The organism is Halomonas sp. NPDC076908, assembly GCF_050269715.1.
In the GTDB taxonomy this organism is placed as follows: domain Bacteria; phylum Pseudomonadota; class Gammaproteobacteria; order Pseudomonadales; family Halomonadaceae; genus Vreelandella.
Genome location: NZ_JBNNIW010000005.1, coordinates 77,635 through 100,575 on the forward strand (window position 1 = coordinate 77,635; position 22,941 = coordinate 100,575).

Annotated in this window: 19 protein-coding genes; 7 read left to right on the forward strand and 12 right to left on the reverse strand. The window is 53.8% G+C overall.

The genetic code is table 11. The features are described from left to right. Window positions 1-170: 170 nt before the first annotated feature. The 4 genes from ACQKE4_RS04435 to doeA all read right to left on the reverse strand — a co-directional run bounded on the left by ACQKE4_RS04435 (window position 171) and on the right by doeA (window position 4,619). The gene (locus tag ACQKE4_RS04435; protein ID WP_427387084.1) at window positions 171-1,667 is read right to left on the reverse strand and encodes an NAD-dependent succinate-semialdehyde dehydrogenase; all 1,497 of its coding nucleotides are present in this window, start codon (window positions 1,665-1,667) and stop codon (window positions 171-173) included. Between the two features lie 220 nt (window positions 1,668-1,887). Beyond that, window positions 1,888-2,364 carry an Lrp/AsnC family transcriptional regulator gene (locus ACQKE4_RS04440; protein ID WP_427387085.1) on the reverse strand — a complete coding sequence of 159 codons (477 nt, stop codon included), beginning with the start codon at window positions 2,362-2,364 and terminating at the stop codon, window positions 1,888-1,890. Between the two features lie 8 nt (window positions 2,365-2,372). Then, a complete protein-coding gene (doeB, locus tag ACQKE4_RS04445; protein ID WP_427387086.1) occupies window positions 2,373-3,389 on the reverse strand; it encodes a N(2)-acetyl-L-2,4-diaminobutanoate deacetylase DoeB in 1,017 nt (338 codons plus the stop codon). A 30-nt stretch (window positions 3,390-3,419) separates the two neighbouring features. Next, window positions 3,420-4,619, reverse strand: coding sequence for an ectoine hydrolase DoeA (gene doeA / locus ACQKE4_RS04450; RefSeq protein WP_427387087.1), 1,200 nt, complete (start codon window positions 4,617-4,619; stop codon window positions 3,420-3,422). Window positions 4,620-4,924: 305 nt separating this feature from the next. On the opposite strand from doeA, the gene ACQKE4_RS04455 reads away from it, so the two are divergent. From ACQKE4_RS04455 to ACQKE4_RS04470, 4 genes are all read left to right on the forward strand, one after another. Further along, entirely contained in the window at window positions 4,925-5,860 is a 936-nt protein-coding gene (locus tag ACQKE4_RS04455; RefSeq protein WP_427387088.1) for a 2-hydroxyacid dehydrogenase, read from the forward strand. 77 nt (window positions 5,861-5,937) lie between these two features. Further along, on the forward strand, window positions 5,938-6,672 hold the full coding sequence (locus ACQKE4_RS04460; protein WP_427387089.1) for a hypothetical protein: 735 nt from the start codon (window positions 5,938-5,940) through the stop codon (window positions 6,670-6,672). Further along, entirely contained in the window at window positions 6,673-7,605 is a 933-nt protein-coding gene (locus ACQKE4_RS04465; RefSeq protein ID WP_427387090.1) for a lysine exporter LysO family protein, read from the forward strand. It abuts the gene before it with no gap. Window positions 7,606-7,702: 97 nt separating this feature from the next. Then, window positions 7,703-8,932, forward strand: a complete 1,230-nt coding sequence (locus ACQKE4_RS04470) for a nucleoside recognition domain-containing protein (RefSeq protein WP_427387091.1) — start codon at window positions 7,703-7,705, stop codon at window positions 8,930-8,932. A gap of 27 nt (window positions 8,933-8,959) precedes the next feature. On the opposite strand, the gene ACQKE4_RS04475 is transcribed toward ACQKE4_RS04470, so the two are convergent. From ACQKE4_RS04475 to ACQKE4_RS04490, 4 genes are all read right to left on the reverse strand, one after another. After that, window positions 8,960-9,979 (reverse strand): asparaginase domain-containing protein, encoded by a 1,020-nt coding sequence (locus tag ACQKE4_RS04475; RefSeq protein ID WP_427387092.1) that lies wholly within the window; start codon window positions 9,977-9,979, stop codon window positions 8,960-8,962. Window positions 9,980-10,018: 39 nt separating this feature from the next. Further along, a complete protein-coding gene (locus tag ACQKE4_RS04480; RefSeq protein ID WP_427387093.1) occupies window positions 10,019-11,482 on the reverse strand; it encodes an alanine/glycine:cation symporter family protein in 1,464 nt (487 codons plus the stop codon). A gap of 1,101 nt (window positions 11,483-12,583) precedes the next feature. Further along, a complete protein-coding gene (gene attM, locus ACQKE4_RS04485) occupies window positions 12,584-13,375 on the reverse strand; it encodes an AttM family quorum-quenching N-acyl homoserine lactonase (RefSeq protein ID WP_427387094.1) in 792 nt (263 codons plus the stop codon). A 67-nt stretch (window positions 13,376-13,442) separates the two neighbouring features. After that, window positions 13,443-14,606 (reverse strand): iron-containing alcohol dehydrogenase, encoded by a 1,164-nt coding sequence (locus tag ACQKE4_RS04490; RefSeq protein ID WP_427387095.1) that lies wholly within the window; start codon window positions 14,604-14,606, stop codon window positions 13,443-13,445. A gap of 365 nt (window positions 14,607-14,971) precedes the next feature. Between ACQKE4_RS04490 and ACQKE4_RS04495 the strand changes: the two genes are divergently transcribed. Then, entirely contained in the window at window positions 14,972-15,748 is a 777-nt protein-coding gene (locus tag ACQKE4_RS04495) for an IclR family transcriptional regulator (protein ID WP_427387096.1), read from the forward strand. Between the two features lie 59 nt (window positions 15,749-15,807). On the opposite strand, the gene ACQKE4_RS04500 is transcribed toward ACQKE4_RS04495, so the two are convergent. Both ACQKE4_RS04500 and ACQKE4_RS04505 read right to left on the reverse strand, forming a co-directional pair. After that, entirely contained in the window at window positions 15,808-17,991 is a 2,184-nt protein-coding gene (locus ACQKE4_RS04500; protein WP_427387156.1) for an OsmC domain/YcaO domain-containing protein, read from the reverse strand. Window positions 17,992-18,173: 182 nt separating this feature from the next. Further along, window positions 18,174-18,815, reverse strand: coding sequence for a TetR/AcrR family transcriptional regulator (locus ACQKE4_RS04505; protein WP_172514814.1), 642 nt, complete (start codon window positions 18,813-18,815; stop codon window positions 18,174-18,176). Window positions 18,816-18,904: 89 nt separating this feature from the next. Here ACQKE4_RS04505 and fabF point away from each other — a divergent pair, with 89 nt between their 5' ends. Continuing rightward, the gene (fabF, locus tag ACQKE4_RS04510) at window positions 18,905-20,173 is read left to right on the forward strand and encodes a beta-ketoacyl-ACP synthase II (protein WP_172514815.1); all 1,269 of its coding nucleotides are present in this window, start codon (window positions 18,905-18,907) and stop codon (window positions 20,171-20,173) included. A 51-nt stretch (window positions 20,174-20,224) separates the two neighbouring features. On the opposite strand, the gene ACQKE4_RS04515 is transcribed toward fabF, so the two are convergent. Further along, window positions 20,225-21,109: an alpha/beta fold hydrolase gene (locus tag ACQKE4_RS04515; RefSeq protein WP_427387097.1), complete on the reverse strand. Its 885-nt coding sequence runs from the start codon at window positions 21,107-21,109 to the stop codon at window positions 20,225-20,227. A 127-nt stretch (window positions 21,110-21,236) separates the two neighbouring features. On the opposite strand from ACQKE4_RS04515, the gene ACQKE4_RS04520 reads away from it, so the two are divergent. Further along, window positions 21,237-22,247 (forward strand): zinc-binding alcohol dehydrogenase family protein, encoded by a 1,011-nt coding sequence (locus ACQKE4_RS04520; protein WP_427387098.1) that lies wholly within the window; start codon window positions 21,237-21,239, stop codon window positions 22,245-22,247. Window positions 22,248-22,294: 47 nt separating this feature from the next. Here the strand turns inward: ACQKE4_RS04520 and ACQKE4_RS04525 are convergent, their stop codons facing one another. Further along, window positions 22,295-22,888, reverse strand: coding sequence for a TetR family transcriptional regulator C-terminal domain-containing protein (locus ACQKE4_RS04525; RefSeq protein WP_427387099.1), 594 nt, complete (start codon window positions 22,886-22,888; stop codon window positions 22,295-22,297). Between the last annotated feature and the right edge of the window lie 53 nt (window positions 22,889-22,941).

Sequence of the window (22,941 nt, forward strand, 5' to 3'; positions counted from 1 at the left end):
CGATAAACCTCCCCGATCAGCGGGGCGGCATTAAAAATATTGTGGGCTGCACGGCTGATTAGGCACACGCGAACACGCTGTAAACCCATCCCTGGGTGCTCGGCTTTTTCATCCCTGAAAAAGACGGTTCGCTTAGTGCCTAACCAGCCTCGACTGCGACTCTATCCTCGCTAGCTCCCCGACACCGAACCCAGCGCGCCCAGGCAGTAGTACTTGGTCTCGAGATACTCATCGATACCGGTGGCGCCGCCTTCACGGCCAAGGCCGGACTGCTTCACGCCGCCGAAGGGTACTGGCGGGCCGGTCATTTTCACCGAGTTGACGCTGACCATGCCGTACTCAAGCGCGCGCATCAGCTTCCAAATGCGGCGAATATCGTGGGTATAGATATACGCGGCCAAACCGTATTCGGTGTCGTTGGCCATTTCAATCACTTCATCGTCGGTGCTGTAAGCGGTGATGCCGGCGACCGGCGCAAAGTTCTCTTCCCGCCACACTTTCATCTGGGGCGTTACGCCGGTCAGCATGACTGGCATAAAGAAGTTTTCACCCGGTGCTTTGTTCTGATCACCACCGATCATGGTAGCGCCTTTGGAAATGGCATCATCAACAATCGCGGCAGCTTTTTCCACCGCTTGGCGGTGAATCAGTGGGCCAAGATCAATCTCACTTTGCAAACCATTACCTACCGTGAGGGCAGACATACGCTCGGCAAACTGCTCAACGAACTCATCGTGGATCGATTCGTGCACCAGAATACGGTTAGCCGCTAAGCAGTCCTGCCCGGCGGTTTGGAACTTGGCGTCCACTGCCGCGTAGGCCGCCTGTTTCGGATCCATATCCGGCCCGACAATAAACGGCGCGTTGCCGCCCAACTCTAAGGAGAGCCGTTTTACCGTGTTAGCGCTTTGCTCGATCAGTAGGCGACCTACCCGTGTGGAACCAGTGAACGAGAGCGCCCGAATACGCGACTCACCACACAGAATTTTAGAGACTTCAGCCGGGTCGCCTAGCACCACGTTGAAAATACCCGCTGGAATGCCGGCACGCTCGGCAAGCTCCGCCAGCGCCAACGCCGAGAACGGCGTTTCATTGGCAGGCTTAACGATTACTGGGCAGCCAGCGGCCAGCGCGGCGGCCGCTTTGCGGGTTATCATCGCCAGCGGGAAATTCCAGGGCGTAATCATGGCCGCAATACCCACCGGCTCTTTAATGGTGCCAAGTGAGGCATTAGGGATGTGGCTGGGAATGGTTTCGCCGTAGGTACGCTTGCCCTCTTCTGCGAACCAACGCACGAAGCTAGCACCGTACTCTACTTCACCACGGGCATCGGGCAGCGGCTTGCCCTGTTCCAGTGTCATGATGGTGGCGAGGTCTTCACGGTTGGCTTGAATCAGGTCGTACCAGGCCAATAAGCGCTCGCAGCGCTCGTCAGCGCGTAGCGCCCGCCAGTGAACAAACGCAGCCTCAGCGGCATCCACCGCAGCGGTAATCTGTTCGGCTTCCAGCAGCGGGATATGGCCAATGGCTTCATTGGTGGCAGGATCATAAACCGCCTCTTCGCGACCACCTTCACCGTGGGTCCATTTACCGTTCACGTAGGCGTACTGCCGGAACAGACGCGGATCTTCCAGGCGCTTGGCAAGCGTGGTCGATAGTGTGGTCATGGAAACCTCCCTCAAATGCAGTCTGGCTAACCGAACGCTGCAGAAACTGTGTGGCATTGTCAGCAAGCTCATTGCCTTGCTGTGGAATGTCTACAGGTTAACGGAGAGGGGCCACGAAGTGTTTTTGAAAACCGCGCCTTATGGCGCGACTTTTTTTGTCAGTGAGCGTTTGACAGTGGTTTTTTTTGGCAGGGTAGTGCAAAAAGGAAAACGTAGCAGTTTACAGAATGTCGTCGCTATCGATGCCTATCGGCACCCGCTTGACGGTTTTGGTCACAATATAGGTGAAGTAACGCTCAATACCCGCGTCAGACACCAACCACTTATCCATCAAACGCTGATAGCTATCAATAGTGCGCGCTTCAAATTTCACCAGGTAATCCACCCCACCGCCTACTGCAACGCACTCGGTGACTTCCGGGGTTTGTATCACCAGGGCTTCAAAGCGGGTAAAGCTTTCGGCATTGTGCTGTTTGAGCTCGATTTGTACCCACACCGGGTTACGCGGCACTAACACGTCGGCATTGATGCGCGCGGTATACCCTTCAATCACACCCGCTTTTTCCAGCCTTTTTACCCGCTCCCAGCAGGGGCTGACCGAAAGGTTGATTGCCTCGGCCAGCTTCGACTTGGTGATCCGCCCATCGCGGGAGAGGATGTCGAGAATTTTCAGATCGTAACGGTCAAGTTTCATCATGCCGGGGGTTACGCCTCCAGGCGTTCAACAACATCGGCAATCACCGCCAGGGTATCCCCCATATTGATTAAAGAAGGCGCGCGGCGGGCCATTAAAATGCCATCGCGCTCGGCTTTGTAAGCCACCGGCTCAGTGCCGCTGCGGGTCATGTCGTATACGTAGGCGATGGTTTGGCCTTTTTTCACTTCGTCCCCCAGCGCTACCAATAGCTCTAGCACGCCCGAGTGTTGGCTCTGTACGTAGCAGCTGGCGTCGGGCATATCGAGATACATCTGCCCACCGGCGGGCATCTCCACTTCACCCGCTACCAAACCGTAGTGAATCAGTAAATTGCGTACGCCCCGCTCAGCAATGGCGATACTCTGGGGCGTCGAGGTGCCGCCGCCGCCCAGTTCGGTGGCCACAAACACTTTGCCTTGGCGCTCGCAGGCTGTGTCGAAAAGCTTTTCCGCATCCAGTTCAAACATCACCATGGCATAGGGGGCGCCAAAGGCTTTGGCACCTTCCAGAGCGGACTGTTGCTGCGCTTTGTCATCCAGCACGTGAGACGCGCCAAAGGGCAGGATATCCAGCGTGCGGCCGCCCGAATGCAGGTCGAGCACTACATCAGACATGGGCACCAGCACACGGGTGAAGTAGTCGGCGATTTGCGGCGTCACGCTGCCGTTGGGGTCGCCGGGAAAGCTGCGATTGAGATTGCCCTTATCCATTGGCGAAGTGCGTTTGCCTACCATCACCGCCGGGGTATTCATACACGGCACGATAATCACCCGCCCCGTGACATCCTCTGCCTTCAGCGTTGAAGAGAGCTTCAGCAACGAGGTGATGCCTTCGTACTCATCGCCGTGGTTACCACCGGTCAAAAGCGCCGTGGGGCCGTCGCCATTCTTAACCACGGTGACGGGGATCATCACCGCGCCCCAGGCGGATTCATCGGTCGAGATCGGCAGCTTTAAAAAACCGTGCTGCACGCCATCAGCATCAAAATCAACGGTGGCAGAAATAGGGCTGGGTCGCTGGGTCATTACGGTTTCCTTCGGTGTTCGAGTAGGCGGTTATTTTACAAACAGCTGGCGCGGAAAATTGGCCAGGGTTTCGCAGCCGTCTTCAGTAATCAAAATGCTTTCGGTAATTTCCAAGCCCCAGTTTTCTTCCCAGAGCCCCGGCATAAAGTGGAACGTCATGCCCGGTTCCAGAATAGTGTCATCGGAGGGGCGAAGGCTCATGGTGCGCTCACCCCAGTCGGGCGGGTAGGAAATACCGATGGGGTAACCACAACGGGCACCGCCGCGGTCAAAACCGTATTTATCCATCGCCGCCCCTAGCGCCATGGCAATATCCGCCGTGCGGTTACCGGGTTTGGCGACTGCCAAGCCGTTTTCAATACCTTCCAGGAGGGCTGATTCCGCGCGAATAAAATCCGTTGGCGGTGTGCCCAGAAACACGGTGCGCGACATCGGCGCATGATAGCGCTTAAACACCCCAGCTATCTCAAAGAAGGTACCTTCCCCTTTGCAAAACGGCGTGTCGTCCCAGGTTAGATGGGGCGCAGCAGCATCTTTACCGGTAGGCAGCATCGGCACGATAGCCGGATAGTCGCCGCCAAAAACTTTGCCGTTCTCATCCACAAAACCTTCAATGCCGACGCGGTAAATCTCTGACACTAGCTTACTCTTGGGCAAGCCAGGCTCAATTACTTCCAGGATACGCGTGTGCATGCCTTCGACAATTTTGGCGGCAATACGCATGTACTCAACTTCTTGGGGCGACTTTATTGCCCGGCACCAGTTCACCAGTGAATTGGCATCCATAAAGCGCGCATGGGGAAGCTCGCGCAGCAGGCTTAGATAGGCCTTAGCGGAGAAGTAGTAGTTATCCATCTCCATACCCACCACACCCAGGTGCCAGCCGCGATCAGGCATGATCGACTGCGCCAGATACTCCATCGGGTGCATGTCCGGATTCTGTACATAGTAATCCGGGTAGTAGGTAATATTGTCAGGGTCGATCCAGCAGGTGCGCAGCGCGCCGTTGGCGTCCATGCGCCGCCCAAACCATACCGGCTCGCCTTCAAGGCCCACCAGCACACACTGATGCACATAAAACGACCAACCGTCGTAGCCGGTTAGCCAAGCCATATTGGAAGGGTCACTGACGATCAGTACGTCAATGCCACGACTGGCCATTTCAGCACGCACTTTCCACAGGCGGGTAGCATACTCTTCGCGCGTGAAAGGCAGGGAAACCTGAGTCATCGGGCAACTCGCCATTAAAGATCACCAAGAACCAGCGCGCTGCCCACTATAGGCACGCACCGCTGGGCCACAGGATCGACCTGGCCACCACCGATCAGGCGTCGGGGTTGCATCTGCTGCACTTGCAGCAGGCCCGCCAATGTCGTCTTAAGCCGATACTAGCACCGACCCTTGGTCAGCGGTCAAAGGCTTTATTACAAAAAGTGCATACGGCATCATTATTTGCACTAAGCGTGCTTGCAACCGCACCTACCGCTCACCATGATAACCTGCAGTGATAACACTTATAGTAAGAGGGTAATGGGATGAAAATTGTCGTGCATATTGATGAAGCAGCGCAGTGGCAAGCGGCACTTGCGGAAGCGTTGCCCCAAGCCACCGTGCTGACCAGCGAAGCGTCAGCGGATGAGCGCAAAAATGCAGATTACCTTACCGTTTGGAAAGCCCCCGCCCACTTGCTGCAAGAGCAGACGCAGCTCAAAGGCATTATCAATTTAGGCGCTGGGGTGGACTACCTGCTGAAAACCCCAGGGCTACCCAGCGATGTTCCCATTGTGAAATTACGCGATGCAGGCATGGGCGAACTGATGGCCGATTACGCCCTATATGGCGTACTGCACTTCTATCGCAGCATGGATCGTTACGCGGAACAGCAGCAAAGCGCCACTTGGCAGCCGCAGGCAGTGGTAGAGAAGGCACAATGGCCGGTAGGTGTATTAGGGTTAGGCGCCATTGGCGGTTTTGTGGCCAGTGCTCTGCAGCAGGCTGGTTTCCCCGTGCTCGGCTGGAGCCGCTCACCCAAACAAATTAGCGGCGTACACTGCTTTCATGGCGATGACGGGCTAAACGAGCTGCTTGGCCAAGTACAAAGCCTCGTCACCATTTTGCCTGATACCGCCGCCACCCAACATATTCTCAACGCCGAGCGACTGGCCCAACTGCCCCAGGGTGCCAGCGTGATTAATCCTGGCCGTGGCAGCTTGATCGATGAGCAGGCGCTGTTGGATGCGCTGGGAAGCGCCGGTCAGCCGGGCCACTTGCGAGGTGCGCTGTTGGATGTATTCCATGAAGAGCCGTTGCCCACTGATAATCCACTGTGGCAACACCCTAAGGTAATCGTCACACCGCATATGGCCGCTCCCACCCCGCTAAATGATGCCATCGACCAAGTGATCTCTTACTTGCATGCCTTTGAATCGGGTGAAAAACTTTCCACGATCAATCCGGATGCAGGTTACTGACGCCTCTCACCGTCCCGGTTATACTAGGCGGCTGAGAACCAAGTGCTTATTGAAGGCTCTTAGGAAGAGACAACTTTATGGAGGAAGTGCCTTTGATCAATGTCATAGCACGATTGCCTAGCCGCCCGCTTATCGGTGCAGTTTTTAGCGCCTTGGGCCTTTTGGCAAGCGAAATAGCGCTAGCAGAGCAAGTGCTTAAAGACCCGCAGCCCTTTGAAGCACAGTATCGGCTTGAAGTGCGTGGCTGGCCAGGTGCCAATATCACCCATCGCCTTTCAAATGAAGGCAGCCACTGGTTAAGCGATATGCGCTTCTCGGTCACCGTGGCACGCGGTCAGGAGTTCAGCCGTTTTTCGCTGAATGATGATGATACCCACGCGTTGCTCTATAGCAGTAGCTATTCGTTGCTCGGCGTAGGTGACAGCTATCAATTAAACGAGCGGGATATTCCCACGTTAGACCGTCAGACAGCGCTCTTTGACCTATCGCGCCGAGCAGGTCACGAAGACTGCACAGAGAGCGCCCCGTGCGAAATTGAGTTTGTCGACCACAAAGGCCGTGATGAGCATTTCCAATATTATGTTGATAAACAAAGGGTAACTGATCCCGGTAGCCTTGGAATGCCCGGTGGCGAGTTCGAAGCACTGAATGTATCGCTGATTGATGTGGAAAAGCCGGATCGTCTTCTCCAGATCCGTTTTCACCCTGACTGGCCCGGCTTGATTCTTTCGGTGGTGTACCAAAAAGAGGGTAGCCGAGAAACACAGCTGACACTGACTAACTTCAATCCAAACGGGGGCGCGACGCCCTAAATGCTTTCGGGTTTATTGATTGTTCTACTACCGCTAGTACTGGGCTATTTGGTTCCGGTTCGGTCTGTGCGTATCCAGCAACTGATAAATCGAGCGGTTAGTGGCTCGGTTTATTTGATCCTGCTGTTTATGGGCATTAGCTTGGCGGGCCTGGAAAACCTGACGAGTCAGCTTTCACGCCTGGGGGGCAATGCCCTACTGCTGTTTACCATTACAACCGTCTTTAACCTAGCGGCACTATGGTGGCTGTCGAGCCGTTTACCGTTAAAAGCCGGCAATTCTCCAGTGGTGAAAAACGCCCCCACTAGCAAGTTAGCCGCTATGCAGGGGTCACTACTGCTCGTCGCCGTGGTGGCAGGCGGCGTTATCATCGGTTTGCTATTGGGTTCAGCGCTTGGAGACGCACTGTTTGCTACAGCAGATTGGTTAGCCGAGTGGGTGCTCTATTTACTGCTAGTGTTAATCGGCTGCCAGCTACGTAACTCCGGTATGCCGCTCAAGCAGATTTTGCTCAACCGCATGGGGTTGGCAATCGCGGTGACGCTGGCAATAAGTTCGTTGTTGGCAGGCTTAGTCGCCGCCCCGCTGCTCTCGCTAAGCTGGAACGAAGGTCTGGCGATGGCATCAGGCTTTGGCTGGTATTCGCTTTCAGCCATTTTGATTGGCGACCAGCTTGGCCCGTTGATGGGCGGCGTGGCATTTTTCAACGATCTCACCCGTGAGCTGCTGGCGTTTATCCTGATTCCGCTAGTGATCCACCGCCACACCGCCCTGGCCATTGGCTACGGCGGCGCCACCTCCATGGATTTCACCCTGCCCGTTATTCAGCAGCACGGCGGCGTAGCCTGCGTGCCTATTGCGGTGGTCAGTGGCTTTATTCTCTCGCTGCTGTCACCACCACTGATTCTGTTTTTTCTTTCGCTGTCGGGTTAGCGATGTTGGGTACTCTTTGGTTAGGATAAGCGGCATTGCTTACTTAAATTGTTTATTTAACTAGCTACCGCTTCACTACCCTGGATGCCCACTCCCCATGCTCAACGGAATTTGGTTAAGCTTTTTTATTGCTGCCTTTGTGGCCTCTCTTTGGCAGTGGTTAGTGGGCGGCGATAGCGAGGTATTCGCTCGCTTGGTGCAATCACTATTCGATATGGCGCGGGTCAGCGTTGATATCATTCTAGTGCTGCTGGGTACGATGACACTGTGGCTGGGCTTCCTCTCTATTGCCGAGAAGGCAGGCTTGATTCGTTTGCTGGGGCGGGTACTCGACCCATTGTTCTGCCGCTTAATGCCAGAGGTTCCCCGTGGCCACCCTGCCATGGGGCTGATCAGTATGAACTTCGCGGCCAATATCTTGGGCCTGGATAACGCCGCCACGCCGATTGGCATTAAAGCCATGCATTCGCTGCAAACTCTCAACCCAAGCCGCGAGACAGCCAGCAACGCGCAAATCCTATTTTTGGTGCTCAACACCTCGTCGCTTACCCTGTTGCCAGTCACGATTTTTATGTATCGCGCCCAGCAAGGGGCTGCCGACCCTACCTTGATATTTTTACCGATTTTGCTGGCAACAAGTGCTTCTAGCCTGGCAGGGCTTTTAGCCGTTTCGGTGATGCAGCGCTTAAAGTTATGGCAGCCCGTTGTGCTGGCCTATTTAGTAGCCGCGGCTCTAGCGCTGGGGCTATTGATTACCACGCTGGCGGGCATGTCTGCCCAAGCGCTGGCAGCAGCCTCTACGCTAGTCGGCAACCTGACGCTATTTAGCATCGTGATGATGTTCTTAGTGGTAGCAGCGCTGCGCGGTGTCAGGGTATATGACGCCTTTATCGAAGGCGCCAAAGAGGGTTTGAGCTTTACCATTACGCTACTGCCCTACTTGATCGCTATGCTGGTGGCCGTGGGAGTGCTGCGTGCTAGCGGCGTGTTAGACGCTGGCTTAGGCGGTATCCGCTGGATAGTAGAAGGCTTTGGCTGGGACACCCGCTTTGTGGATGCGCTACCGACGGCCTTTGTTAAACCACTTTCAGGCAGCGGCGCCCGCGCCATGATGATTGAAACCATGGACACCTTCGGCGTCGATAGCTTCCCTGGTTTGCTCGCAGCCACTATGCAAGGCAGTACCGAAACCACCTTTTATGTGTTGGCGGTCTACTTCGGTGCGGTAGGCATCACGCGTATCCGTCACGGTTTAGGCTGTGCTCTGGTAGCGGACTTCGCAGGCGTTACCACCGCTATTGCAGTGTGCTATTGGTTTTTTGGGTAGACGAAGCTTTGAAATAAAAATGCTGGTTTAACGCATGGAGTCACACTCTCCTCGTACCGCACTCTTCAGCACTTTTCGCAATTCACAACCGTCTAAACCGCGGCCTATCAGCACCGTGAGCTTCGCGATGGCGGCCTCCAGGGTGATATCGCTGCTGGCAATCACGCCCGCTTGATTAAGTGCGGCACCGGTGGCGTAGGCACCCTGCACTACTTCGCCTTGGGCACACTGGGTGACGTTAAGCAGCGCTACGCCCCTCTCGTTAACCGCCTTCAAGCAATCAAGCAGCTCGCCTTCAAAACTAAGCGGGTTGCCAACTCCATAGGTATAAAGCACCAGCCCTTTTAGCGTTTTATCCGCCAGCAGCACCTTTGCTCGGCGCAGCGACATCCCTGGATGCAGCGGCAGTACCGCCACCGCCTCGTCGTCCACCTCAATAGGTGCAAAATTCGGTTTTCCGATCAGCAGCGCCGAGGGTTGGGGAAAACGAATACCAATACCAAGCTCGGCAAGCCAGGGGAAGTTGGGTGAGTCGAAGGCATCTAAGCCTTGGGTGCGCACCTTACGCGCGCGGTTACCGCGCAGCAGCCGGTCATGAAAGGCCAGGCTGACTTCGCGAGGAGTGTCTGGATGTGCTGCTAGTTGCAGCGCGCTAACCACACTGTTCAACGCATCGCTTCTTGGCTCACCCAGTGGAATTTGGGAGCCGGTGAAGATCACCGGCTTGTCTAGCGCACCGAGCATAAACGAGAGCGCTGACGCGCTGTACTCCATGGTATCGGTGCCTTGCAGCACCACGAATGCATCGTAGCGTGGCCAATGGTTTTCCAGCTGCGCCGCCAAGCGGTTCCAAGCCTCTGGCATTAGTTCGGCGCTATCAATCAGCGGCTGCATTTCAATCACATCAAACACTGGCAGCCGGTAAGGATCGCCCAGAGCCAAGTGCGCCACCAGGCGCTCGCCCACCCCTGCACAGGGCACGTAGCCTTGTGACGATGGCTGCATACCAATAGTCCCGCCGGTATAGAGCATCAGTACGCTGGGCATGGGCGCTCCTTTCCTTATCGATCCATTTTAGAAGACTACTTACTTCGCAGGCGCGCTTTCCAGCCGCTGTTTTAAGGCTTCGGCCTCTTCGGGCTCCAGCTCCCAGGCTTTCGGGTCCAGGTCGAGATCCGGATGCTGGTTGGCATCAAAAATCGGCTGTTTGATCCCTTGCCGACGCTGAACATCGAAGTCTTTCAAAATGCGAAGACCACACTTGAACAGCAGAATCAGCGCCACCAGATTGACGACTGCCAAGAGCCCCATGGTGACATCCGCAAAGCCGAACACGGTGCCCAGATCGGTGGTCGCGCCCCAGCACACCAGCAGCACGATGGCGATCCGAAAGGCGTTAAACAGGTTCTGGTTGTCGCGGCTAAAGAAGTTAAGGCTGTTCTCACCCAAGTAGTAGTTGTAGAGAATGGTGCTGAAAGCAAACAGCAGCAGCGCCAGGCTGACAAAGGTGTGTCCCCATTCGCCTACGTGGTCAGCCAATGCTGCTTGAGTTAGCGCGATACCCTCAACACCAGCGCCCGCAGCAGGGTCATATACACCGCTGAGCAGAATCAAAAACGCCGTGGCAGAACAGATAATCACGGTATCGATAAATACCGAAAACGCCTGCACGATACCTTGGTTAGCAGGATGCGGCACATAAGCCACCGCCGCGACGTTAGGCGCACTACCCAAGCCCGCTTCATTAGAGAACAGACCACGCTTCAGACCCATCATAATGGCTGCGCCAATACCGCCACCAATCAGTGGTTCAAGGCCGAATGCGCTCTTTACAATCAGCGCAATCACACTAGGGATTTCCGTAATATTCATAGCGATGACCAGCAACGCAATGGCGATATAGCTCACCGCCATAAAGGGCACTAAAATCTCGGAAATACGCGCAATACGCTTAATACCGCCGAAAATAATCAGCCCTACCAGCATCGCCAGCGCAATACCGCTATACAGCACCGGTACGCCAAAAGCGTCGCCGAATGAGGTTGCCACCGCATAGGATTGCAGTGCAGTAAAGGCAAAGCCGAAGGTCAACAGCAGCAGCACCGAGTAGAACGCTGCCAGCCAGCGCCACTGCTTACCCAGGCCTTTCACAATGTAATACGCGGGGCCGCCGCGATAGGTACCGTCACCTTCGGCTTCTTTATAGGTCTGTGCCAGGGTGCATTCCAAAAAGCTGGTGGCCATACCCATTAAGCCCACCAACCACATCCAAAAAATAGCCCCTGGGCCACCCAAGGAAATTGCAACCGCTACGCCGGCGATGTTGCCGCCACCAACGCGCCCAGCCACTGAGAGCACCAGCGCCTGAAATGAGCTTAAATGGCCGTGCTTGTTGCGCTTAAAGGCTTGTCCCGAACCGAGGATGCGAAACATCTCACCAAAATAGCGAAACTGCACAAAGCGGGACGCAACGGTAAAACCGATGCCAACGCCCACCAGCAGCACTAATAAAACCTTCCCCCACAGGAGGTCATTGAGCATATCGAGCATGTGATTCTCTCCGCGTTTTTGTATTAGCGTTATGTTTGAATTCGCGTCGTTTGTTATCGCACGTGTGGAATTCGCGTCGCGGGGAGTGTTTTACCAAGCGTGGGCCAGAATTAAATTTGGCGCAGCGGTGCAGTTGTGTGCACTCGCTGCATCATAGGGTGCATCATAATGCATCAGGCCTATGGATTTCGTACAGCCCCGCGAGATGATGACCGCAGGTGAGAATGCACCGAACAGTCATTTGATGGTGTTATTGCTATACCCGCTTGAGAAGACGCAAAGATTGACGTTAAAAAACATCAATTTTAATGCAAGCTAGTGAAGTACTAGGCAGGAATGAACGATGTGAACCACTGTTACCATTGACGATGAGCTGTACAATCAAGCATTGGCGTTTGCTGAGCCGGGAATGGATAAACCATCAGACCTCTTTCGCGAGGCCATGAAGATTTATGTCCTCTTACAAGCCGGTCGGCGCATTGCAGCCTTAGGCGGGACTGCGCCAAAGATGCCCGACATACTCCGCCGGCGCGAGGAGCCTTCAACGCAATGAGCGTGCTAATCTACACATCGGTCTAGGTGGATCATTTCAGAAAACGAAACGATGCCCTGGTCGAATTGATCGAAAAAGCTCTTGTATTGAACCATCCCATGGTTTTAGTTAAACATTCCCGCGGGACACCTCCTTCCCCACGCACTCAAACGCTAGCAGAGTGTTGCCCTTTTGCGATCATGTTACCAGGCTAGTTTGTCGGAAGTGATGGATTTCATCGAACGTGAAATCTCTATGGCCTGGACTGCGGCTTAGTCGAGATGTGCTTACTTGCCTCAACACTTATCACGCCCGATACGCAGTTATGGACGCTAGACAAGTGCCTCGCGGACATGGCGGAAAAGTTCGCTGCGGCCTACCAGGTCGCGGTGCATTGAGAGCCGATCACAGCACAGTTGTTGCACTCACTGCCTCAGCGAGTGCAACACAGTTCATCGCAAGCAGTTAGATCTTCGCGGCAATGCGGTGGGGCTAGCTTATGGATAAAAGGGCCGAAGAGGAAGAAGATAGAAGCCGGCCCGCAAGTGCAGACCGGCATTTCATATTAGTTAATCGTAAAATTCTGGTGCATGCTTAAAAGTGGCCCAAGCATCTGGATCGTGCCCAGTCACCACGATTGCCTTGGTTTTATCTGCAAGGGCTCGGAGTTTTTGTACGGAGCGAACAGCATCAACAGTGGATGCTAAAAAGCCCGGCAAAGCTTTTTCTTCCCAATGATCCGTTGTGTATGCTGCATCAATAGTTAAAATCATAGAACCACTATTGGGCAAATTAACATTAAATGACATATGCCCGGGTGCGTGACCAGGTGAAAAAACAGTAATCAGCGTCCCATCGCCATATATATCATAATGATCGTCTTCAGTTCCGTTGAGGTACTGCCATTTTAAACCTGGTTTATCAAAATCCTTGCGAATATAACCACCGGCCGCAAACCAGTCAGGGGTAAATGCATACTCATACTCTTCCCGCTGTACGATATGCGTCGCATTTGGGAAACGGCCCACCGCTCCGGTATGATCCAAATGCAAATGTGACTGCACCACATAGCGAATATCTTCTGGCTTTATCCCCATTCGCTCAAGTTGGGCAACACAGCCTTCGGACTCTTCCATGACAGGCCAATATACGTCTGTAATCCCACCCCAATGACCAACCGGGTCGGTGGCCACTTCTACGGCATTACCACCATCAATAATCGTATGACCTTCAGGATGGGTGATCAGAAAAAATGGCACAGGGATTTCATAGTCGGCGCCAGCGCCTTCATTCATCTTAATATTATGCACTTTGCATTTCAGCGAGCCGGTTTGAAACATATAGAGTCGAATATCAGTCATTATTTTTATCCTTGGTCTCATTATATCTGGCTCAATCCAGATCTATTAAAATCAAAATAACTAAGCTTTAATAAGCTTCACGATAAAGGTTCAATGCATCTTCTTCCGTCACTTCCACAGGATTATTTACTAAAAGGCGAGTTTGTTTCATAGCATCTTTTGCTAGCATCGGCAGACTATCCTCTGTGATGTTAACGTCGCGCAAACGACGAGGAGCACCACTTTCGTCCATTAGAGACAGCATATGGCTTACGAAATCTTCTGAGCGGGATTTAATCTCTTGAGACTCGCCTTGAATGCCCATCACGTCCGCCAATTCAGCATAAAGCGTCGCTGCCACTTTAGCGTTATAGCGAAGGACTGGCCCTAGCATCAAAGCATTGGTCAAACCATGCGGTAAGTGATAATGACCACCTAACGGATAAGCCAGCGCATGAACGGCGGCGACAGGCGAATTAGCAAAAGCCTGCCCAGCTAGCATCGCCCCCAGAAGCATTTTTTCACGTGCTTCGCGATTTGCTCCATCCTTACATGCCGCTACTAAGTTACTACCCAGCAGACGCAGCGCTTCTCGAGCCAGTACATCCGACAACGGGTTCTTTTTACTTTTGGAGGTATAGGCCTCAATAGCATGTACCATCGCATCAATTCCAGTCGCCGCCGTATGGATTTGCGGCAAACCAACGGTTAGCTCTGCATCTAGAAGTACAAAATCTGCGAAAAGCTGGCGAGAAACCACCCCCATTTTAGTGGTTTCGCCAGTAGTAATAATAGAAATATTAGTCGCTTCAGACCCGGTGCCAGCGGTTGTCGGAATCAGGGTGAGAGGCAAGCGTTTGCCAGTTACCTTGCCTATTCCATACATTTCGGAAAGTGGTTGCTCACTACCAATCATCACCGCCACAAGCTTGGCAATATCAAGCGAAGAACCGCCTCCAAGCCCAATCACGATATCAATACTTTTCTCTCGAGCTTGTTCAATACAGCTCTGAACAATAGCTTCGGCAGGGTCAGCGACCACTTCATCAAAAATCGATACAGCAAAACCAGACGCGACTAATGCTTCTTCAACGGGAGCAATCAGCCCAGCGTCAATTAACCCGCGGTCTGTGACTAACAATGCTTTTCGCTCACTAAAGCGCTCTCCGAGCAATTCGCCAAGACGAGCCGCAGCGCCCCATTCAACATGGGTATCCGCGACAGTAGTGAAGCCAAATGGATTAAAAGCCATCGTTCTCTCCTTTTTTGTTCATTTATTGGATTAACGTTTTAAATCAAAACCTCTGGTGATGCAGAAATATTGCTATCTAAATAGTGGCCGAGCCTGAGTATTGCGCTTTTTTACCCTACAACACTGTATCCACGTCATTGATAAAGGCATCCTAAGTTGGCCCAGCAGGTAGGCCACACCCTGCAAGGTACCAGCCCTAGACTGCACGACGACCCCCTCTCTTATATTAGCCAGCTTGTAAGCAATACTTTGTCTCTGAACTTTAAATTGCTTTCTATGCTAAGTTCACCATAATGAACTACAATCAGCATTATGAACCACAAGATATCTATAAAAACAGTTTCAAGTCAAGAAGGATAAACACCATGAAAGAGATAGAAGCACCTAAAGTAAGCGCCGCACCGGCCCCCGCTCTACGCCGAGCGGTGGCGATTATGGACTTTGTGTCAGCATCATCTAAACACACCGCAACTGAAATAGGGCGTCACTTGGCACTGCCGAAAAGTACGCTCCATGGGCTTCTGATGACAATGGTCGAGCTTGGTCTTTTAAATAAGGACTTAGACGGCACCTTCAGTGCTGGACCTCATCCTATGCGCTGGGCTAATGGTTTTTTAGCCGAAAATGACCTAGTAGCCGTTTTTAAAAACTATTTTGCCAAGAACCATGATCTTTCCCACTACACGAATACGATGACAATCCTTGATGGAAGCGAAGTGGTATATCTTGCTTGTTCAAACGCGAGCTTACCGCTTGGCATCACCTTCCGGATAGGCATGCGCCTGCCTGCGGCCTTTACCGCCACCGGAAAAGCCCTGCTATCAGAGGTTGATCCATCTGCGCTGCAAACGCTTTTTTCTGGTTGTTTTCCTGACCCAATGACTTCTCATAGTGTGGGTAACCTGGAGGAGCTAAAAAAGGATCTTGAGGAAACCCGGCAGCGCGGTTTTTCCATTGATGATGGGCAGGTTCGTGAAGGTATGATTTGCATTGGCACGGCAGTACATAACCATGCCGGTGACCCTGTTGCAGGCTTAGCCATATCATTGACTCGCAGCGAAGCTACAACTAAGAAAATCGAAAAGCTGGGAGAGAGATTGGTTATCGCGGGCAAAGATATTTCACGCAACTTAGGTGCATAGCCTCCTCTCTGCTGACGCCGTAACGCCAGCAGTTAACGATCATCACTTTTGGATAATGCTTAAATGCCCGCCTTTGCCGCCCGTGCCGCATGGAGTTTTTTATAGCTCTCAATCAAGCGCTGGTGGCGCTCTAGGCCTTCTAACTTCATATTGGTGGGCGTTAGTCCGTGGAAACGTACCTCGCCTCTCACTGAACCAACGACCGCCGCCATGGTGGCTTCGCCGAACATGCGCTGGAAGTTATGCAGATAATCTTCAAGCGCCAGTTCATCATCCAGTACAATTTCCAGAACGGCATTTACCGCTTGGTAGAACAGGCCGCGCTCGACGGTATTGTCGTTGTACTGCAGGAACATCTGCACACAGTCCAGCGCTTCTTCATGACGACCAAGCGCCAAGTAGGCCAACAGCTTCAGTTCCAGGATGGTCAGTTGGCCCCACACGGTGTTCTCGTCGAACTCGATACCGATCAGCGTGATGATATCGGCGTGGTCGTCCATCTGACTCTCTTCCAGCCGCTCGACCAGATCGGTCAGCTGTGCGTCGTCGAGGCGGTGCAGGTTGAGGATATCTTCGCGGTAATCCAGCGCCTTGTTGGTGTTATCCCAAATCAGGTCTTCGATGGGGTACACCTCGGAGTAGCCCGGCACCAGAATGCGGCACACCGGTGCGCCCAGGTCTTCGTGTACCGCCATGTACACTTCAGCCCCCAGCTCCTCGAAAATACCGAACAGGGTCTCGGCTTCTTCCTCGTTGCTGCCAGAGAAGTCCCACTCGCTGAACTCAAAGTCGGGCTTGGCACTGAAGAAGCGCCAGGAGACCACGCCCACCGAGTCGATGAAGTGCTCGACGAAGTTGTTCGGCTCAGAGACAGTCTGGGAATTGAAGGTCGGCAGCGGCAGGTCGTTCAGGCCTTCGAAGCTGCGGCCCTGCAGCAGCTCGGTCAGGCTGCGTTCAAGCGCCACTTCAAAGCTTGGGTGAGCACCGAAGGAGGCGAACACGCCGCCGGTACGCGGGTTCATCAGCGTCACGCACATGACCGGGAACTGCCCACCCATGGAGGCATCCTTCACCAGCACCGGGAAGCCCTGGGCTTCCAGGGCATTGATGCCCTCGACAATGCTGGGGTACTTGGCCAGCACTTCTTGCGGTACGTCGGGCAGGGTCAGCTCCTGTTCGAGGATCTCACGCTTCACCGCCCGCTCGAAAATCTCTGAAAGGCACTGTACCTGAGCCTCCACCAGCGTATTGCCCGCGCTCATGCCGTTGCTGAGGAACAGGTTTTCGATCAGGTTGGAGGGGAAGTAGACCGTTTCGCCATCGCTTTGGCGCACAAAGGGCAGCGAAACGATGCCCCGGTCTTCACGGCCTGAGTTGGTATCAATCAGGTTCGAGCCGCACAGCTCGCCTTCCGGGTTGTAAATCGCCAGGCAGTGCTCGTCGAGAATCTCGGCGGGCAGCTCGTCATTCGGCCCCGGCTTGAACCACTTCTCATTGGGATAGTGCACGAATTCGCTGTTCGCGATCTCTTCGCCAAAGAATTGATCGTTGTAGAAGAAGTTGCAGCTCAGACGTTCGATGAACTCGCCCAGCGCAGAGCACAGCGCACTCTCTTTGGTCGCGCCTTTGCCGTTGGTAAAGCACATGGGGGACGCCGCATCGCGGATATGCAGCGACCACACGTGAGGCACGATATTGCGCCAGGAGGCGATTTCGATCTTCATGCCAAGGTCGGCAAGAATCGCACTCATATTGGCGATGGTCTGCTCCAGCGGCAGGTCTTTGCCTTCGATGTAAGTACTGCCCCCTTCCGGCGCGCCCATCAGCAGCGCCTGGGCGTCCTCGTCGATGTTCTCGACCACCTCGATCTGAAACTCGGGGCCGGTCTGGATGACCTTCTTCACTGTGCAGCGGTCGATGGAGCGCAGAATACCTTCGCGATCTTTTTCCGAGATATCTTCCGGCAGCTCGACCTGAATCTTGAAGATCTGCTTGTAGCGGTTTTCCGGGTCGACGATGTTGTTTTGCGACAGGCGAATGTTCTCGGTGGGAATATTGCGCGCGTTGCAGTACACCTTGACGAAGTAGGCGGCACACATGGCCGACGACGCCAGGAAGTAGTCAAACGGGCCAGGGGCCGAGCCGTCGCCCTTGTAGCGAATCGGCTGGTCGGAAATGACCGTAAAGTCGTCGAACCTGGACTCCAGGCGGAGGTTGTCGAGATAGTTAACTTTGATTTCCATAAGCGGGTGTCCGGAGTAATGAGTGTGCCTGAGCGCCAACGCATCAGGCGAATGGCGGCCATTATCCAGTTTTTTGCCCGCTTCGTCTTGGGCAGTCGCCCAAATCATCTACCACTCGTCATGCAGGCATGGTGTCGCTTGATATAGCGGCCGTATGGGGTTCTTTGGCGTAAATCACTGCACTATTGTGCCTGCATCATATGGTCTGCCTCAGCTTCACTGACACCGAGCATAAGTAAAATCTGGCGTTGTGTGGCTAACAGCACCTGCTTTCTTTCCACCTCTCCCGGCAGACTTTTAGCAATGGCGACAGCCCCTACCAATAAGGCCAAAATGACTCGAGATTTATCAGCAATCACTTTGCGGTCATTGGCAAAGGGCAGCTGTTTCAGCTTACTCAGCGCGATCAAACGGGTTTCAAGCATCTTTTTCATACTCATATAAGACGCTTCAAACAGGGTGCGGATTTCAGCTTTTTCACTACCAATTTCGTTGAACAGTACTGCTTCAGGCCCCGGCCTATGTTTTGCCTCCAGCTCTTGGAGATTGCAGTAGTTGGCGACTAGCTCGGTTAGATGCTGTAACGAAAGCGGGCCTTTTACCAGTCTAGCCGCCCGGCTGTTATCAATGGTCAGGCGAACAGACTCATGGTACAGAGCCTCTTTCGACGCAAAATGAGCATAAAAGGCGCCATGGGTCATCTTGGCTAGCTTCATGATCTGGCCAATCGATACCTTTTGAAACCCATTGCGGCTGAATAGCTCCGTCGCTGAAGCCAGAATACGCTCTTTGGTTTTCGATTTATGGCTCTTGGGGTAAGGCATGCTCACCTCATCGTGCGTCAGCTAAATATTATCTTGATCATATACTGCCCATTGCTAGGGTGACCACACTACTGATTCAGGAGTCACTTATGCAGTCACCTATTGTGATTACCGGCATGGGCATGGTCAGCCCGTTAGGCAACAGCGTCAATAAAAGTTGGCAGCGCCTGGTTAACGCCCAGTCTGGCATCAGCACTATTGACCGCTTTGATACCAGCAATATCCCGATCAAAATTGCTGGGACGGTGCCGAGCATTAGCCAGGACCCCAGCGGCGGCGTTGACTTGAATGCCATCGCCGACCCCAAAGAGCAGCGCAAAATGGATCTGTTCAGCCTGTACGCGTTAGCAGCCGCCCAAGAGGCACTGGCGCAGGCCGACTGGTTCCCCGTCGAGCAGGCGCAAAAACGCCGAACGGCCACCATCATTGGCTCTGGTATTGGCGGGTTTCCTACCATCACACAAGCTCAAAGGACGCTTGTCGAGCGAGGCTATCGCAAACTTACCCCTTTCACGGTGCCTGCCTTTCTAGCCAATCTGGCAGCGGGCAACCTTTCTATCCGTTATGGATTTCAAGGCCCCTTGGGGTGTCCGGTAACGGCTTGCGCCGCAGGACTACAGGCGATTGGCGACGGCATGCGGATCATCCGCAATGGCGAAGCCGATGTCGCCCTCGTCGGCGGGGCTGAAGCATGTATTGATCCGCTTTCGCTCGCCAGCTTTAACGCTTTAAAGGCCGTTTCCACAGAATCAGACGCCCCGGAGCGTGCTTCCAGGCCGTTTGATAACGCCCGTAATGGTTTCGTTATGGGAGAAGGCGCTGGCGTCATGGTGATCGAAACCCTTGACCATGCGATGGCACGGGGTGCCACGCCTTTAGCAGTGATTAGCGGTTACGGCACCAGCGCGGACGCCTACCACCTGACGGCAGGTCCCAAAGATGGGTCTGGCGCAGCCGCAGCGATCCAAGCGGCGCTAGGGATGGCCAAGCTTTCTCCTGATGCGATTGATCATATCAATGCCCACGCCACCTCGACACCCGTTGGCGACCGGGCTGAAATAGCGTCATTGCGCAACGTATTCGGTGAGCGCTTGCCCGCCATTCCCATATCGGCCACGAAAGCAGCCACAGGCCATTTGTTGGGCGCAGCCGGCGGCATAGAGAGTATTTTTTCCGTACTGGCACTCCGGCATCAGCAACTCCCGCCCACCATCAACCTGGAGGCGTGCGACGAAGATATGCAGGATTTGACCTTCGTCACGTCGGCTCATCAGCACGCCACTCAGCATGTATTGTGCAACGGGTTTGGTTTTGGTGGCGTCAATGCGGCACTGATCGTCAGCAGCATGGAACGTTAAGAGTAGCGCTAGCAGAACCGACGCGATGATCGGTGCAGCTAGCGTCTAATGTCATTCATCCCGGTGTAGAAACGGCAGCGCTTCTTCCAGCAGCAGGTCAGGAATCTCTTCGGCGATATAATGCCCGCAGGGCAGCGCCTTGCCCTCTACCTGCGTTGCTACCTTGCGCCATTCAGCCAAGGCATCGAAGCAGGCTTCAATCGCGCCTTGGGCACCCCACATCACGTTGATCGGACAGGTGAGTTTCACATCCGCGTCGATATCCGCCTGGTCGTGCTCCAGATCGATGGTGGCGCTGGCGCGGTAGTCGCCGCAGATGCCGGTGGCCGTACCGGGAAGCGACAGACAGCGCTCGTACTCTGCCAGCGCTTCCGGGGCGAACGGTGCCATACCTGCGCTGCGGGCGCCCATCACGCTTTTCAGATACTGCCCGGGGTCGGCTTGAATCAGCATTTCCGGCAGCGGCTGAGGGCGAATCAGAAAAAACCAGTGCCAGTAGCTGCGGGCAAACGCCTCATTGGTGCCACGGTACATGGCCAGCGTGGGGGCGATATCTAACAGCACCATGCGCTCGATCCGTGCGGCGTGGTCAACACCTAATCGATGGGCAACACGTGCCCCGCGATCATGGGCCAACACTTTAAAGCGCTCAAAACCGAGCACGCTCATCAACTCCGCCATATCTTTTGCCATAGCGCGCTTGGCGTAATTAAGGTGCTCGGGGTCGTCGTCGGGTTTACTGCTATCGCCGTAGCCGCGCAGGTCGGCGGCAATCACCGTGAAGTGCTGAGCAAGCGCATCTGCGACTTTATGCCAAATGACATGAGTCTGTGGATGGCCGTGCAGCAGCAACAGTGCAGGGCCACTGCCGCCCATCCGATAGGCAATATCGACGCCGTTAACCTGGCAATGACTTTTTTCAAACCCTTGAAACATGGCGTGCTCCTGACTGATCCCATTATGTATCAATACAACTTGCTGCTTATATTACGCACCATAATCCTTTTTAATAAAACAACATCCGGGCATGATGGCGCTACTTAACACCACGGGAGCAACCGTTATGAAAGCTGTCGCCTTTACCCAAAGCTTACCCATCGACCACTCTGACGCTCTTCAAAACATCGATTTACCCACGCCAACTCCGGAAGCCCACGATATTCGCGTTGCGGTTACCGCCATTTCCGTAAACCCTGTTGATGCCAAAGTGCGCAATAGCGCCCTGCCCAAATCTGGTGAGCCGCGAGTACTGGGTTACGATGCAGTGGGTATTGTAGATACCGTTGGTAGCGCCGTTACACGCTTTCAGCCAGGAGACCGGGTATGGTACGCAGGCAATATTGCACGCCAGGGCTCTAACGCCGAATTTCAACTGGTCGATGAGCGCATCGCCAGTCACGCGCCGAAAAGTCTTTCGGACGCAGAAGCCGCTGCCCTACCGCTGACTGCCATTACCGCCTGGGAACTGCTATTTGACCGGCTAGAGCTGGGCATGCGCGACACCAAAGGCAAAAGCCTGTTGGTGATAGGCGCGGCAGGTGGCGTTGGTTCTATCCTGGTACAGCTTGCCAAACAGCTAACCGATATTACCGTGATTGGTACAGCGTCCCGGCCCGAAAGCCAAGCCTGGGTGAAGTCGCTAGGTGCGGATGCAGTGATTAATCACCACCAGCCAATTGATCAAGAACTTAAAGCGGCGGGCTTTGACGGAGTGGATATGGTAATCAGCCTTAACCAGACTGGCCACCACTTTGATGCAATTATTGAAGCCCTTAAGCCACAGGGCAAATTGGCTCTCATTGATGACCCTGAACTAATTGACGTGCGGAAGCTAAAAATGAAAAGCCTGTCACTGCATTGGGAGCTGATGTTTACCCGCCCGTTATTCACCACGGACGATCTTGCCAAGCAGCATGACCTACTCACAGAAGTGGCGGCCATGGTCGATAACGGCCGACTAAAAACTACATTAGGCGAGGTGCTAGGCCCTATTAATGCCGACAACTTAAAGCGCGCTCACGCGCTAATTGAGAGCAACCGCACTATTGGCAAGCTGGTATTGGAAGGCTTTTAAGTTTAGAAAATAGTGAGTAATAGGAATGCGTTTCGTCCATCGCCGGATTACGGCGATGGGCGAACTAGCACCTGTTGGAATAAGATCTTCTCAAACTGCTCCATTGGTTCGACAGATTTCAATGTCTTAGCGCGCAGAATAGCGCCTTCCCAGCCGGAAAGAATGAAGCTTGCTAGCGCTTCTGGGGCGATATGTTTAGCGATATCTCCCCGTGTCTGAGCAGCCTGTAAGCAACGTACAAAACGCTGCTCCCAACGCTGAAATACAAGGTTTAGCGCATCGCGAAAGGTATCGCTTTGGCCTGAAAGCTCTTGACCAAGATTGCCAATCAAGCAGCCTGTTGCATGGTCGCACTCATTCATATGATCTCGACCGGCCGTGAAGTAGCGCTTTAGACGTTCAAGCGGCGGCGTGTCACTATCTTCTAACAGCGCCACCAATGTTTCATCATAGGTGGTGGCAAAGCGCTCAATCACCGCCAGCCCAAAGTCTTCCTTACTGGAAAAGTAGTGATAGAAGGAACCTTTAGGCACGCCGCAGGTTTTTAACACGGCATTAATGCCCGTTGCATTGTAGCCTTGCTGGCTAATCAGCTCGGCACCACTATCAATTAGTTTGTCGCGGGTAACATTATTTTTCATATGTTCAAAGTAGACCAGTCAGTCTATTACAATCAAAGATGTAAAAGCCAAGT